Genomic DNA, 13,767 nt, shown 5'->3' with positions numbered 1-13,767 from the left:
ACGTTCGATTATGTGACAGTGTGAGCCAGAAAGTTCTCGCCGTCAAAAACTGTCACTTAACCCGTCATTTAGTCTAAGACCTGCAAACGGCCATTCAGGCTCGTAATGTGACAAAAACTCCGGCGGGATGCCCTCCTTGGTGAACGTGGCGCGCAAACGTTCCAGGGATTCGGGGTCGCGTCGCCCGTAGGACGCCAGTGTGAACAGCAAGCGGGCCGTCTCCGGGTTGTGTCGCGCTTCAATGATGGCCTCATCGATGGCCTGGGCTGCTCGTTGCCAGTGGTTGATGGGTTCCGGCTTCGGCACCTTCGCCGGCAGGCCGTTGGTGAAACCAGTGTGCGGCTCCGTCTGAAACAGCGCGGCCTGTTCCCCGCGCGGGATCAGCGCCTTTGACTCGATCAGCGTGATGGCGGTGGCCGCCGCCTCCAGCATCTGCCACTGCACCGCCGGGGCCAGAATCTCGTAGGGACGCCACAGACTCTGCCCGGCGCGCAGCGGATGGCCGCAGCGCTCCCAGACATGGCGGATGCTCGCCGAGCAACTGCCGCAGTGCGAGAGCGGCGTGTTCAGCTCATCAAGCAGGGTGCGCAGCAGCCGGAACCACAAGCCGGCGTGGACACGCCGACGCGGCAGCTCCACAAAACCCGTCGTCAGCGCCTGCCAGGTGCGCCGGTCCATGCAGGCGATTGCGTCATCGGCAGGGCGCGGCGCAGCATCGGCGATTTCCCACTGAAGATACCGGCCGGGCATGCCCCAGTAGGACTCCAGCCAGCAGCCATGCTGCGGGCAGCTCAGCATCAAGGGGAGCTGCCAGACGAGTAGCACAGCTTGATTCGTTGGATCGTTCAGACACTGCGGACACGCCCGGCGAATCGTCTGGCTCGGTAGCCAGGCACGCCAGCGAGTGATGGACCGCACCTTGCGGGTGCGCTTGGGCAGGAGCACCGCGCATTGGAATGTATAGGTTTCCAAGGCTGCTGGTACCGAATCGTCGAGACTGTCGAGCAGCCACGGCACCCAGCCTGCAAGACTCATGCTGCGCAACCGCTCCAGCTCGACGCCACTGCGCTGGCAGAGCGCCGTCAGCAACGACAAGGATGGTGCGGTATCCAGGTCATCAAGTTGGCTGTGACCAAGATCGTGGGCCAGCAGCTCGTGCACGTCCATCTGGTAGCAGGCGGCGACCCGGTTGAGCCATGAGGACAGGGCTTCGCCTTCCTTGGGTGCCGGATGCAGCGGCCAGCGCGGCGCGGACTTCACATCAGTTCCCGCTCGAACTGTCGCCGCCGCTCACTGGGGCCGATGTAGTCGGCCATGCTGAGCGTGCGGTGGTTGATCGCTTCCTCGCCACTCTCCACGGCGGCGACGGCCGCCGCCACCAGCAGATGTGCAAGCTCGCCGATGGTGCCTTCGCTCCGGGTGAGCAGGTAGCGGGCCATGTCCAGCGTGGCAATCGGGGATGGCCGCCGTAGCGGGAGTGACGCCGCGAAGCTGGCCAGCAGCGAGCAGCAGTCCTCATTGGCCTCCCACGGCGGCAGCAGCATCGGCTCGAAGCGGTTTTCCAACTGATCGTCCGAACGGATGGCCAGGTACGCCTCGCGCGTGCCGACCCCGACCAGGGGGATACGCAGCTCGTTGCCGAGGAAGCGCAGCAGGTTGAGGAACTCGCGCCGGTTAACGCTGTTGCCAGCCAGTACATTGTGCAGTTCGTCGATCACCAGCATGCGCACGCCGACCTTGCGCAGCAGGGCCAGCGCCAGTTGCTCCATTTCCGGCAGCCGTGGGCGCGGGCGCAGCGGCGCGCCCATCGCAGCCAGCAGCGCGACATAGAAGCGGATCACCGATGGCTCTGACGGCATCTGCACGACCAGCACCGGGATATGTTCTTGGTCAGCGTCGGTGCCGACCGGGTGCGCCCGCCGGAATTTCTCGACGATCATCGACTTGCCGTTGTTGGTGGGGCCGACCAGCAGCAGGTTTGGCATGCGTTGCTTGTTCGGCCACGCATACAGAGTTTCCAGCCGGTTCAGCGCCTCGACCGCGCGCGGGTAGCCGATCCAGCGGTCGGCGCGAATGCGCTGGATGCGCTCGTCTGCCGGCAGCCTGGCCAAACCCTGTGCCGCTGGCAGCAGGTGGGACAGGTCAATGACGGGATATTCGTCCACGGCTACCACTCCTCGATCTGATCGAACGGTTTGGCCGGCGGCAGGTTGTCTGCCTGCGGGTCAGCCATGTCCACATCCGGCGGTATGGGCTTGGCCGGTGGCTCCGACGTCTTGAGGTGCTGGCGGCGATCAGCGTCGCGCCGCGCCTTGCGCGTGGCCTTCTGGGCGGTGGTCACGATCTCGCGCATCTGCCCGATCATGCGGAACAGCGCCGACTCGTCCACCTGCTCGCGCCCGAGCTGACGCAATTTGGCCAGCGCCTGGCGTTGTTCCCAGAGGGTGACGGCCGGATGGGACAAGGTGCGGTAGTGGATCTCCAGATAGTGCTGACCTTCCGGTTCCAGTACCCAGATGCGGCTGATGTCGCGCGGATCGCGCCGGATCAGGAAGGCGGGCAAGCGCTCGCGCCGGGCAATCCACGGCTTGAGGGCGTCGGCGTAGTAGTGGATGTGGTCGATGACAAAGCCGGTGCGGGTCAGGGTGCGGCGGATCACCGGCAGGAAATCGACCAAAAACGCGGTGGGGCGGGTAACGACGGCCGGGACGCCAACGCGCTCCACGGCCTCGGCCCAGCGCGCGGCCGGCGGCTGGAGCAGGCCGTTGTGCACGGAGCCGTGATAGGTGCCTACCGCCAACGCGAGCCAGCGCTCCAGCTCGCGCAGCGTCAGGGTGGCCATCTTCTCGGAATCGTACTCGCCGCGCTGGCCGGGATTGGAGAAGGTCGTCCCCGGTAATTCGTCGTGGATCATCTGCATCGCCGTGCCGATGATCCGTTCCACGATGCCGCCGTAGTGCGGCTGGCCTGGTGGGCGATAGTCCAGCCGGATGCCATGCTGTTCGCAGCCACGGCGCAGCGCTTCGCTTTTGAACTCGGCCGCGTTGTCCAGATAGAGCAGCCTGGGCTTGCCGCTCATCGGCCAGTCCATTTCCACATTCAGCCCTTCCAGCCAGGGCCGCTTGTCGCAGGCGGCATGCGCGAGGCATAGGCCGACCGAGACGGCGGACGGCGCTTCCAGCGTGACCACCATGCCGAGTACGCAGCGCGTGAACACGTCGATGGCGAGGGTCAAATATGGGCGGCCAATCGGTTGCCGGTCGCGCTCGTCGACCACGATCAGGTCGATGACGGTGTGGTCGATCTGCACCTGTTCCAGCGGCATGGTGACTTCGGGCGGAATGCCACCCGCGCCTTGCAAGGGACGGGCAGCGTCCTGCCCGCCCCGGCTGCGGGCTATTTTCGCCGGGTGTAGTCCGGCAATCCGCTGGGCCACGGTGTTGCGCGCCGGCACCGGCAGCTTCTGGGTTTTGCACGCCTGCGCGACTTCGCGGTGGAACGCCGCCAGGCTGCGTTTCTGCTTGGTCAGGAAGCGCTTTTGCAGCAGCTCGCGGATGATGCGCTCGACCGGTTCCGGCAAGCGCCCCTTGCCTTTGCCGCCGCCGGATCGGCCGGGCGTCAGGTCTGTTACCAGGCCAGTACCCTGCCGGGCGCGACGGATCAGGACATATACCTGTCGCCGGGACAGGCCCAGCGCTTGGGCTGCCTCATCGGCGGCTTCATGCCCGACCACCTCAAGCGCTGCCAGTGGCCCGATGATTTCCGTCCGGTGCCGGGCTTGCGCCCATGCCTCGTCGGGCAGGGTGGCCACGCCTTGCGCGGCAATCGGTGGAGTGTCTGATGTCATGCCCAAACCTCGCTTTGGTGCACACGAGTATTGAGCATAGTCGAGATTGGTGCAGACGACTCCTGATATTGGGCTGTCAGGAGCCGTATGCACACCAGGCGTTACATCCAGTCAGATGGTGCGGTCGTCTTCTGAAAACGACATGCCTGCTCAGAGCGTGGAGTCCAACAAACGAAGGTTTATTGGACTGTCCGTACCATTGATGTTCACTTGTAGAAAGTGAGCCCATCGCGATGGAATACAGGATCGGTTGGTCAGGCTTTCAATGCCAGGATTCGGCGCGCACCGTTCAATACGATGAGGCCAACGACCGTACCAATCACCAAGTCTGGGTAGGGAGAGCCCGTCCACGCAACCAGCGCGCCGGCGACGATAACGCCAATGTTCGCGAGCACATCGTTGGCCGAAAAAATCCAGCTCGCTTTCATGTGTGCACCGCCTTCGCGATGGCCATAGATCATCAAGAGACAGCTGGCGTTTGCGACGAGTGCAACTAAGCCAATCCCCATCATCAGCATCGACTCAGGTTCGCTGCCATAGTGGAAGCGTCTAGCCACCTCCACGAGTACGCCCAGTGCCAACAGGATCTGAAAGAAACCCGCCAGGTGCGCAGCGCGAACTTGCAGCTGTGCACTGCGGCCGACGGCAAAGAGAGCCAAGCCATAGACGGCAGCATCCGCAAACATGTCCAGCGAGTCGGCAATAAGGCCCGTCGGCTGAGCGATCAACCCTGCGCCCATCTCGATAACAAACATGGCAGCGTTGATGCCGAGCAAAATTTTCAGGGTGCTCGCCTCTTTCGACGCCGCTAATTCCTCATCAGCGCGATTGGTCGAGGCTGCTTCCTGACTAGCTGGTTGAGTCCCCAGTAGCGCTGCCCCTAGACCCAGGGACTCCAGCTTGGTAGTGATTGGGTCAACCGCCCCGTCATGGAAAGCGAGTACCTGCCTGCTGCTCAGATCAAAGGACAACGAACGAAGCTCAGGCAAGCTATTCAGCGCGAGCCGAATCATTCGCTCTTCCGAAGGGCAATCCATCTTGGGTACAGAAAAATGGCTGACCCAGGCTCCTTCGGTCGAGGGCGCGCTCGCTGCTTCAGCAGGCGCTGACACTGAACCGCAGCCACAGGATTTTTCACACGAGCTCATGATCCGCCTCTCCTATCAGGTTCAATTCTGGCAATTGAAAACCATATAGCAGGTATAGGGTCAAGCCTGGATATACTGGCTGTTTATCGAGGAGCAGCCTATGCGCATTGGTCAACTTGCACAGCTGACGGGAGCGGACATTCAGACCATTCGTTTCTATGAGCGCCAGGGCCTGCTTGCATCGCCCAATCGCCAGGCAAATGGCTACCGAGCCTACGAAGCGGATCATGTGGAGAAACTGCTGTTCATCCGCCGTTGCCGGTCCTTTGGCATGTCGTTGGACGAAATTGGTGTTTTGCAGAGCGTTCAAGCACAGCCGCAGCAACCGTGCGCGGCGGTCAATACGCTGCTTGATAGCCATATCGCCCAGGTCAGGGCCCAGATCGCATCCTTGCAAGCCCTGGAAAACCAGTTGGTGACGTTACGCAGCTGCTGCGATGACGAACGACAAAGCCTGGACTGCGGAATACTTTCGGGTCTAGTGGAGGGAGGCAAACGGCTTCCATAAGGCGCGCTAGAAAAGTGCCATTCGCTTCTGCTCAAATCGTAGAGCTTGACCCTATAGCGGCTACAGGGTGTTCACTTGCACGATCGGCCCAGAATCATGGCCTTCCAACTGCTGCGCAAGTGAGTTCCAGATGAATACCGCCCTCCGCAATGCCATCGATGAAGCCTTTTTCCAGGCAAGGACAGCACTCCGTGAAAAGGCGCCAACCGAGGCATTCCCCTGGCTCGAGCGCGCCCACATCTTGAGCCAGCACATGCCCGTCCTGCATGCGCGGAGCCATTGGTTGATGCTAAGGGCTGGCTGGCAGTTGCGCGACTACCGGGAAATGTTCGGCCAAGCACCACGGATCATCGCTGCCGTGTTGTTCTCGAAGATCTGGGTACCGCTCGGCAATACCGGACGCGCGAGGATCAGTGCATTCGCGCCGATGCCCGTCTCACCCGGATTGCAGCGACTGTTTCAGGGAGCGAAACAATGAAATCGCCACTTGGAATGGCGCACCGTATCACTCCCGGGCTCTGGTGGACGCTATCGCTAGCCGTTGCCCTGGCCGACCAGGCGATCAAATATGTAATTGAGGGTTCGCTCTCGGTCGGCGCCGTGGTTCCTCTGACCCCAGTCTTCAATCTGGTCCATTTCTGGAATACCGGCGCAGCGTTCAGCTTCCTAGCTGACGCGGGCGGTTGGCAGCGCTACTTCTTCATTCTCCTCGCACTGGTTGTTTCGATTGGGCTCGCGTTGCTCTTGCGTAAGCCCAGGGCCAAGCTCGAAGCGCTGGGCTATAGCCTCATACTGGGAGGGGCAGTGGGGAATCTGATCGATCGCAGCTTCCGAGGCCATGTGATCGACTATCTGGATTTTTTCTGGCAATCCTGGCATTGGCCTGCATTCAACTTGGCGGACATCGGCATCGTGGGCGGTGCCGCCATGTTGCTCCTGAGCAGTGTGCTGAGTCCAAGCGCGGAACTGGACCGGGGCAGATAATGCGAAGCTCGGATGCCGCAGAAGTGGCTCGCTGGTCAGGCCATGCCTGGGTCGGCCCCGGTATCGGCGTCTTTCTCGGCCATGCCGCCCACCAGGATTGGCACCATCATCAAGCACATCAAATTGCAGTGGGGCTCGACGCCGCGATAACGGTTGAAACGCCGTTGGGTGGGCAATCTGGGGCTGCCATCTTGATTCCGGCAGGCTTGAAGCACCGGCTCAGTGCTGGGCAGGTCCTGTCGATCTACCTGGATGTGCTGTCCGATGAGGCGCGTGCCTTGCGGGTGAGCGGAGCCGTGAGGCTGATGGAGATCGTAGCGGCCGATATTGCTGCGATGGTCGAGGCACTGAGGGCGTCGGGGCATTCGCCTGTCCAGTTGCAGGCGCAGGTACGTCGGCTGTTGCGGCTTGCCGATCCACCAATCCCTGATCCGCGCTTGACCAAGGTCACCGCAGCGCTGCGCGAAGGCCAAATGGGGCGTGAGGCAATGGCCGCGTTGGTGCATTTGTCACCCACGCGTTTTTCCCATTGGTTCGTGGAGCAAACCGGCCTGCCGTTGCGCAGCTATGTCAAATGGCTGCGCCTCACCCAAGCCCTGCAACACCTGGCCAAAGGGGGACGGCTGACCGAAGCCGCGCATGCGGCAGGTTTTTCCGACTCGGCGCATTTCTCCCGGACATTCAGGGCGCTGCTGGGCATCGATCCGTCCTCCGCCCTGGCTGCGGTCGATCTCCAGAAGTCATAGCTCTTTCGTTCAAGTCGAACGTCGTCCTCTGCACCTACCGTGAAGGCTCTCTACATAGGAGCTGAGCGATGTCCACTTCTCTTCGATTCGCCCTACGCTGGTTGAGCTATCCGCTCGTGTTTGGTGGCAGCGCCGCCTTCATGGTCTGGGCCTTGTACGCCGGGGTGCCGTACTGGCCCAGCACACCCTTGGTAGCCGCAGTCGGTCTATTGGCCGTCGCGGGGCTGGAGCGTATCCAGCCTTTCCGGGAGGGCTGGCTGGAGGATCACCAGGACACCCTGACCGACCTGGTGCATATGCTGGTGAATCTTTCCGTCATCCAGTTCACCGCCGAAATCCTGGCCAGGCTGGGCGATGCAGTGCCGGCTACAGTTCGTCTCTTCCCAGTCGAGAGTCCACTTTGGGTTCAGCTGCTGCTGGTCGCCGTCGTGCTCGATCTGAGCCTGTATGCCATGCACCGCATCAGCCACCACGTACCCTGGCTGTGGCGTTTTCACATGATTCACCACAGCGCCGAGCGCTTGTACTGGATGAATGGGGAGCGCCGGCATCCCCTACATGCGATGCTCATGGCTGGCCCGGGATTGGTGCTGCTGTTTGCATCCGGCGCGCCTTCGGCAGTGGTTGCCACCTGGTTCGGCATTCTGACCGTTCACTTGGGCTTTCAGCACTCGAACCTGGATTACCGGCTGGGTTGGCTGCGCCATGTCATCGGGGTGGCTGAAATTCATCGTTGGCACCACAAGCGCGACTTCGAAGATGCCCAGGTGAACTTCGGCGAATTTCTGATGGTGTGGGATCGGCTATTCGGGACGTTCTACGACAGTACAGGAAAGCAGGGCGACGCCAATGTCGGCTTGCGTGAGAGGGACTATCCCAAGGGTTACCTTGGTCAGTTGACCGAACCCTTTGGGCGAGACCGAGCCCGCACATAGCGTAGTGGGCCTCAAAGCTGTAGGCCCCATGTGTTTGCCTGGAATGATCTGGCTCGTGGGCGGAAGAGACTAGATGTTCCCGCATGCCAAGCAGACATGCGCTCTAACGAGGCAATCGATTCACTACCTATAAGCCCCGTCATTTGCAATTAATGCTGGTTGGTAGCCATGGAATGCAGGTCAGCGCGGATAAATGCAGGTTCATTCGCAGCTAATACTGGTTTGCCGGGCCGGTCAGTCGCAGTTAATTCCGGTCGAAAATCGTATTGATTGCAGGTCGGGACGTTTTCGTTTGCAAGCCGTTACACGTAGTGATCGAGCAGTTCTGGATCGCTCTTTTCCTTGGTGTTTGCCTTGACCCGATCCGAAGCACGCAAGCGCTGCACTAACTCAGTCTGCTTGCCTGCGTCGACGGCTGTGCGTGGCACCTGCAGGTTACTCAACGCTTCCCAGGGCACGCCGGGGCGCTCGTTAAGCAGGCGCATCACGTCATCGCCTAGCACTGGCTGGCAGCTGTCGCCAACACGCAGGAAATAGCGACCGTCGGAGGTGGAAGCCACACCAAAGGCCTTGGCTACCGTCAGTTCGACGTACTGGCCGCCGTTTTCGGCAGTTACCAGGCGCGGGGCGACAATGACGTTGACGGTGAGCTCTTGAACCCGGCGGCGCAGGGTATCCAGCAGTCCCGGCTCTACCCGTTGCTCAGCAGGCGGTTGCTCGGCACCGTCCTCGATGCCGATCAGCAACTTTCCGCCTGCGCTGTTGGCAAAGCAGACGCAATCGGAGGCCAGCTCCTGCCAATTGGCGGACTTGCCTGTCACCTTACGCAGGGATTTGCGGTCGAGGTGCTGATTTTCCAACGTCATACGGCTAACTCACCGTTTATTAGGCGAGGGAGAAGGAGGTCGCGGGCATTCGATAGCCGTTCAATACTTTTTTCGAGGGCAGCGATCTGATTATTGATTGGAGTAACCCACTCTCGGAAAGCTCGCTGGATTGATGTCGGGGGAACCAGTATTTTCGCCCCCCCTAAGATCACTGCGTTTGCATTTGGTTGTGCTGCACCACCTGCGTTCGCGCGTACATGATTTTTATACTCGTCTGATTGCATGTATGTGCCGGGAATCAGGGGGTCGATTGAATTTGAAAATTTAAACCTGACCAAATATGAGGCAAAAACAGTATCTACTTCGCAGTAGTGAATTTGTTTCGCATAACCTACTGTCGCGCCGGTTCTAGCTACAACGATGTCTTCGGGGTTTAGTCGATACTTAGATATTTCTTTCTCAGACGCGAGGCAGAAAGGGACATTTATCCAGCTAATGGAGCTTGGGACTATATCCGTGATCCTGAGAAATTTGGGGCCGACAGGCTCAGTAGTTGAGCTGGCCGTGAAACCATAGGAAACAGTATCAGCTAGTTCGGTAAGAGATCGCTTCCCCCAACCATCGGGAACGCCATCAGTAATTTTTGTTAGCTGGTGACCTGGAAAGCGTAGGTGAACGAACCATTCGCGGTAAAGCAAGGAGGCGGTTCTGGTCAGTATCTCGATTCGCCGGCGGTTGTTTGCGATCAAATCATCATAGTTAGAGAGAGCTTGGGATATCTGTACCTGTATATCAACGCTTGGAATTTTTACCTCTAGGGCGTGCAGAACATTTCTATCCACACCAGGAATAGCAGCTTTGTCGCTCTGATAGTTTTTCAATAAATTTCTTAGGAAATAGGCTGTAAACCTTGGGTCGTTACCTTTGAAATCCACAACATAGAGAGCTGTGTTTAGTGGCCAGTAGTCCTCCTCAAGAAAAAAAACTTCTCCAAGTGTGCCATATCGGCCAGTCACTACACCTGGTGCAAATGCCTTTGCTTCAGAGTGGTAGCCCGTAATTCCAGCAGAGGAAACGACGGGGATGCACCCTTCTTGGCGCATTTGGGACGGTAAGTCGTGCCCCCTCTTTAGGGTCAAGAAATCGCCAAGCAAACAGCTTTTCCTGTTCATATTCCCATTCCCTCGAAATTACAGGTAATTTTCGCCGCAAGCGCCATTGCCTCCTCATTAAGGCCTTGTAGCTCAATATGAAGCTCGCGAAGTACCTGCTCGAAATCGAAGTCATCGTCCTGTTCTTCCGGCGGCTGGCCCACATAACGACCAGGGGTTAACGACCAGTCGTTGGCTGCTATTTCCACTAGGCTGACGACCTTGACCAGCCCAGGAATATCGCGCAACTCAGCAGATGGGAATTTCTCCTGTAACCAATGGGCAGCTTTCCAGTGATGGCGTATCAGCTTTAGTGCTTCGACCGCGGACTTGCGTAAGTCATCAGCAGATTTACGGCTGCGGTTTAGTTCACGAACGGCGGGGTTTGGCGTGCCAGTCTCACCTGAGATCTTTTCAAGGTCTTCGATCAGACGACTGGCGAGCTTGTAGAGCTGGTCAACATCCTTGATTAAATCGCGACTATGTTCAGCCAGACTTTTGAACTTGTTTCCAGTGGCAAGTAGCAAGGCATTGGTAGGGGTTACGCCCTGCCAGAAGCTGTTGCAGGCAGTGACATCGTTATCGAAAGCACCTGCTTCGGCGCAGTAGTCGGTGGTGGCTGCTACCAGCTCGACCAAGGACTGGTTCATATCTGCATTCCCGGTAGCGTAGATGGCGGGCTTGATTTGATCTGTCAGAAGGTCGATTGCGTTGCGCAGAGCGATCAGAGGTTCGCCACAGGCGCGTGCAGCCGCAACCGTTTCGCCAAGGTGTTCTGCAACCAGGTTGAGGAAACGTTGTTGCTCGCCCCGATACAGCCAGACGATGGCAGTAAGGTTGGCCAGTTGCTCTGGGGCGAAGTCATAGATCTTTCGGGTGACCTTGCGGCAGGTGTTGCGTGCATCGAGCATCAGCACATGGTCTTTGTGCTCGGCAGGCTTGGCTTTGTCGAAGAACCACAACTCGCAAGGTACGGTACGGGTATAAAAGAAATTAGAGCGAATGGCGACCATGGCGTCGACATGACCAGTTTCCACCAGTTTCTGCCGTACACGGGCTTCGTCGCGGCCGGCGCTGGAGGCCTGGGATGACATCACGAAGCCGGCGCGACCCTTGTCGTTCAGGTAGCTGTAGAAGTAGGAAATCCACAGGTAGTTACCGTTGCTGACCTTGTTGCCCTTGTTTACACCGGGTAAGCCGAAGGGCAGGCGCGGGTCATTCTTGACTGCCTCAGCGTCCACCTCATCGACGTTGAACGGCGGGTTGGCCATTACGAAGTCGGCCTTGTGCAACAGTTCGTGCGGGTCTTCGTAGTAGCTGATGGCTTTCTGAATATCACCACTGAGGCCATGCACGGCCAGGTTCATCTTGGCCAGGCGGATGGTGGTGGCGTTTTTCTCCGCGCCGTAGAAGGTCAACAGCTCGCTGGGGTTTTGCTGCAAGCGCTCTACGAAATGCGCGCTCTGTACAAACATGCCGCCAGAGCCGCAGGCGGGGTCGAGCACCTTGCCGTGGTCGGGCTCGATGATGTTGGTGATCATCCGAACCAGGGATACAGGGGTGAAAAACTCACCACCATCGTGTGCGCCTACGTCAGCAAAGGCCGTGAGGAAGTATTCGTAGATGCGGCCGAAGATATCGCCGGTAGCCTTTTTCAGTTCCTCTGGGTTGAGGGTGCGCAGCAGCTGACCAAGCACGCCATTTTCCAGCTGCTGATATTCCGCCTTGGGCAGTACGCCAGCCAGGGAGCTGTAGTCGGCCTCAATGCTTTCCATCGCGCTGATAAGGGCTTGGGCGCGGTCTGCGCTATCCGGCAAGCCAACCAGGGTGTCGAACTGAGCGTGGGGTTGCAGATAAATTGCGCCGCGCTGAGAAAAGTCTTCTTTGGTGATTTCTCGCGTCTTGCCGCCCCGGCTGGGCAGGCTGGCAATGATGTCATCCTTCACGGCCAGGTAGCGGCTGTAAGCATGGCGTAGAAAGATCAGGCCCATAACGGGCATGAAGTATTCATTGGCCGCGTAGTTGGAGTTGGCGCGCAGGGTGTCGGCGGCAGACCAGAGGCGCTTTTCGATTGCCTCGATGTTTTCCAATTGGGCCATGGTGCGGTAGTCCGTTGCTGAATCAGTGATTGTCCGTTGCCTTGGTAGTGCCAGGCAGAATGCGGGCAGTTTAAAGAAGTTATTGGTCTTGGTGTTTTCTACAGGCCTGCTGCATTGATTGCAGAGACAGCTCGAAAATTTTAGCGGCTAAAATTTGGCACCTCGGGCTGCTGTTCGGGTTGCTCCCGTTGCGCGCGTCGACGTTTTAGCTCTGCGCGCACCCAGGCGCTTGCGGCCTGCATATCTTGGAGCAGCTCATCAATTTCCTCGGCGCTCAGCCTTCGAGGGCCGTTGTCACTGAAGTTTTTTGGCAAGGTCTTCTGTCCTCGGGTGGTAGTAGCGCATCAGCATCCGCGTGTCCTGGTGCCCGGTGATTTTGGTCAGTTCGTGCAGGGGGAAGATTTCGGCCAGGCGCGAGGTGGCTTCATGGCGCAGGTCATGAAGGCGTAAGTCCATCAGAAACGGGTCATCGCTGATGTGTTTGTCGATCTTGCCCTGGGAGAGCTTCTTCTGTTTGAGGTGAAGGCTTAGCCCTTCCGTGTAAGCGCTGCGAGCATCGGTGATGGCATCCGCAAATGCCTTGGTGATTGAGTCTGGCCGGCTCTTAAAGCAGCGACCATCGTCACGCTCGGGGAGATTTTTTAGTATCTCCACAGCTTTGCTGGAAAGGGGTACGCCACGGGCAGAGCCGTTCTTGGTCATGGGTAGCAGAGCGACCCGCTTGTCCCGGTTGACGTTGACGCGAAGCAGGCCGGTTATTTCACTGCGGCGCATTGCTGTCTCCACGGCAAAGGCGACGATCCTCGGCAGTTCAGCCGAGCGCGCGTGGCGGCAGATCATTTCCAGCTCATCCAGGTGCTCGCATACCAGCTTCCCATCTTTGCGTGTCCATACATCGGCACTAAGGATTCGCCGCTCGCGTGCATCATCAACGCTCGGTTGGCGGATCAGCTCGACGGGGTTACTCAGTGACTCCATGCGCCACTCTTTGCGGGCGATGGTGAATACGTGAGAGATCAGTGCCAGCTCACGGCGCACGGAGGAGGGGGCCAGGCCCTCTTCGAGGCGCATGTCGCGGTAAGTGGCCATGTCGGAGCCACGAATGCTCGCAAGCGAGCGAAGGGCTAGAGGGTGGCGTTGCATAGCTTGGATGCGCGATAGCTCGGAGGCGCTGCTGCGCTTCTTGCTCGTCACCTCCTTGGCGTACAACTCCAGCGCGCTGGAGAAGGAGGTGGCCTCGGCTTCGTTGCGGCTGACGAACACGCCGGCATCCATTTCGCGTTCGATCATGGTCGCCCAGGTTTTTGCCTCTGCCTGGGTATTGAATGTGCGTGTCTGTTGGGGCCACCCTTTACGTCTGATTTGGGCGTGCCACTGGTATGGGCCTTTCTTCCTGAACGTCGCCATCTTCAACCGCACTGTGCCAAAATTGTGCCATCAATCATACAGGAGCACCCATGGAAGCCGCAAAGACCGCTCTAATCCGCGAAACCTTCCCTGTCGGGCCTTTGCAGTGCAACTG

General features: G+C 59.1%; 13 protein-coding genes. 5 read left to right on the top strand and 8 right to left on the bottom strand.

The annotated features are described in order from the left end of the window. Positions 1–42 precede the first annotated feature (42 nt). The 4 genes from B3M58_RS21355 to B3M58_RS21340 all read right to left on the bottom strand — a co-directional run bounded on the left by B3M58_RS21355 (position 43) and on the right by B3M58_RS21340 (position 4,995). Positions 43–1,260, bottom strand: a complete 1,218-nt coding sequence (locus tag B3M58_RS21355) for a TniQ family protein (RefSeq protein ID WP_003465063.1) — start codon at positions 1,258–1,260, stop codon at positions 43–45. Next, positions 1,257–2,165: a TniB family NTP-binding protein gene (locus B3M58_RS21350; RefSeq protein ID WP_003465065.1), complete on the bottom strand. Its 909-nt coding sequence runs from the start codon at positions 2,163–2,165 to the stop codon at positions 1,257–1,259. Before B3M58_RS21350 ends, B3M58_RS21355 begins: the two co-directional genes overlap by 4 nt. A 2-nt stretch (positions 2,166–2,167) precedes the next feature. Continuing rightward, a complete protein-coding gene (locus B3M58_RS21345) occupies positions 2,168–3,847 on the bottom strand; it encodes a Mu transposase C-terminal domain-containing protein (protein ID WP_003465068.1) in 1,680 nt (559 codons plus the stop codon). 254 nt (positions 3,848–4,101) lie between these two features. Further along, entirely contained in the window at positions 4,102–4,995 is an 894-nt protein-coding gene (locus B3M58_RS21340) for a cation transporter (protein WP_414704120.1), read from the bottom strand. Positions 4,996–5,095: 100 nt separating this feature from the next. Here B3M58_RS21340 and cadR point away from each other — a divergent pair, with 100 nt between their 5' ends. The 5 genes from cadR to B3M58_RS21315 all read left to right on the top strand — a co-directional run bounded on the left by cadR (position 5,096) and on the right by B3M58_RS21315 (position 8,168). Then, positions 5,096–5,503 (top strand): Cd(II)/Pb(II)-responsive transcriptional regulator, encoded by a 408-nt coding sequence (gene cadR, locus B3M58_RS21335; RefSeq protein WP_024015046.1) that lies wholly within the window; start codon positions 5,096–5,098, stop codon positions 5,501–5,503. Between the two features lie 130 nt (positions 5,504–5,633). Continuing rightward, positions 5,634–5,981: a DUF3703 domain-containing protein gene (locus tag B3M58_RS21330; protein WP_024015047.1), complete on the top strand. Its 348-nt coding sequence runs from the start codon at positions 5,634–5,636 to the stop codon at positions 5,979–5,981. After that, a complete protein-coding gene (gene lspA, locus B3M58_RS21325) occupies positions 5,978–6,487 on the top strand; it encodes a signal peptidase II (RefSeq protein ID WP_003452327.1) in 510 nt (169 codons plus the stop codon). Before B3M58_RS21330 ends, lspA begins: the two co-directional genes overlap by 4 nt. Further along, positions 6,487–7,233, top strand: coding sequence for a helix-turn-helix transcriptional regulator (locus B3M58_RS21320; protein WP_036992934.1), 747 nt, complete (start codon positions 6,487–6,489; stop codon positions 7,231–7,233). Before lspA ends, B3M58_RS21320 begins: the two co-directional genes overlap by 1 nt. Positions 7,234–7,301: 68 nt before the next feature. Further along, positions 7,302–8,168, top strand: a complete 867-nt coding sequence (locus B3M58_RS21315) for a sterol desaturase family protein (protein ID WP_036992931.1) — start codon at positions 7,302–7,304, stop codon at positions 8,166–8,168. A 302-nt stretch (positions 8,169–8,470) separates the two neighbouring features. Here B3M58_RS21315 and B3M58_RS21310 read toward each other — a convergent pair whose 3' ends face one another. The 4 genes from B3M58_RS21310 to B3M58_RS21295 all read right to left on the bottom strand — a co-directional run bounded on the left by B3M58_RS21310 (position 8,471) and on the right by B3M58_RS21295 (position 13,535). Then, positions 8,471–9,034, bottom strand: coding sequence for a helix-turn-helix domain-containing protein (locus tag B3M58_RS21310; protein ID WP_296222280.1), 564 nt, complete (start codon positions 9,032–9,034; stop codon positions 8,471–8,473). Continuing rightward, positions 9,031–10,167 carry a restriction endonuclease subunit S gene (locus tag B3M58_RS21305; protein ID WP_296222278.1) on the bottom strand — a complete coding sequence of 379 codons (1,137 nt, stop codon included), beginning with the start codon at positions 10,165–10,167 and terminating at the stop codon, positions 9,031–9,033. Before B3M58_RS21305 ends, B3M58_RS21310 begins: the two co-directional genes overlap by 4 nt. After that, entirely contained in the window at positions 10,164–12,245 is a 2,082-nt protein-coding gene (locus B3M58_RS21300) for an N-6 DNA methylase (RefSeq protein ID WP_296222277.1), read from the bottom strand. The genes B3M58_RS21305 and B3M58_RS21300 overlap by 4 nt, the downstream gene beginning before the upstream one ends. Before the next feature lie 294 nt (positions 12,246–12,539). Beyond that, positions 12,540–13,535, bottom strand: coding sequence for a tyrosine-type recombinase/integrase (locus B3M58_RS21295; RefSeq protein ID WP_296222276.1), 996 nt, complete (start codon positions 13,533–13,535; stop codon positions 12,540–12,542). Positions 13,536–13,767 lie beyond the last annotated feature (232 nt).

Source organism: Pseudomonas sp. UBA2684 (genome assembly GCA_002354655.1).
GTDB lineage: Bacteria > Pseudomonadota > Gammaproteobacteria > Pseudomonadales > Pseudomonadaceae > Aquipseudomonas.
This window is presented reverse-complemented; position numbering and strand designations above follow the sequence as displayed.

What these genes read in the sequence shown, in the direction of transcription:
- B3M58_RS21310 (WP_296222280.1), bottom strand. Translation starts at nt 9,034, where the DNA reads ATGACGTTGGAAAATCAGCACCTCGACCGCAAATCCCTGCGTAAGGTG.
- B3M58_RS21340 (WP_414704120.1), bottom strand. Translation starts at nt 4,995, where the DNA reads ATGAGCTCGTGTGAAAAATCCTGTGGCTGCGGTTCAGTGTCAGCGCCT.
- cadR (WP_024015046.1), top strand. Translation starts at nt 5,096, where the DNA reads ATGCGCATTGGTCAACTTGCACAGCTGACGGGAGCGGACATTCAGACC.
- B3M58_RS21345 (WP_003465068.1), bottom strand. Translation starts at nt 3,847, where the DNA reads ATGACATCAGACACTCCACCGATTGCCGCGCAAGGCGTGGCCACCCTG.
- B3M58_RS21300 (WP_296222277.1), bottom strand. Translation starts at nt 12,245, where the DNA reads ATGGCCCAATTGGAAAACATCGAGGCAATCGAAAAGCGCCTCTGGTCT.
- B3M58_RS21295 (WP_296222276.1), bottom strand. Translation starts at nt 13,535, where the DNA reads ATGATCGAACGCGAAATGGATGCCGGCGTGTTCGTCAGCCGCAACGAA.
- B3M58_RS21330 (WP_024015047.1), top strand. Translation starts at nt 5,634, where the DNA reads ATGAATACCGCCCTCCGCAATGCCATCGATGAAGCCTTTTTCCAGGCA.
- lspA (WP_003452327.1), top strand. Translation starts at nt 5,978, where the DNA reads ATGAAATCGCCACTTGGAATGGCGCACCGTATCACTCCCGGGCTCTGG.
- B3M58_RS21320 (WP_036992934.1), top strand. Translation starts at nt 6,487, where the DNA reads ATGCGAAGCTCGGATGCCGCAGAAGTGGCTCGCTGGTCAGGCCATGCC.
- B3M58_RS21315 (WP_036992931.1), top strand. Translation starts at nt 7,302, where the DNA reads ATGTCCACTTCTCTTCGATTCGCCCTACGCTGGTTGAGCTATCCGCTC.
- B3M58_RS21305 (WP_296222278.1), bottom strand. Translation starts at nt 10,167, where the DNA reads ATGAACAGGAAAAGCTGTTTGCTTGGCGATTTCTTGACCCTAAAGAGG.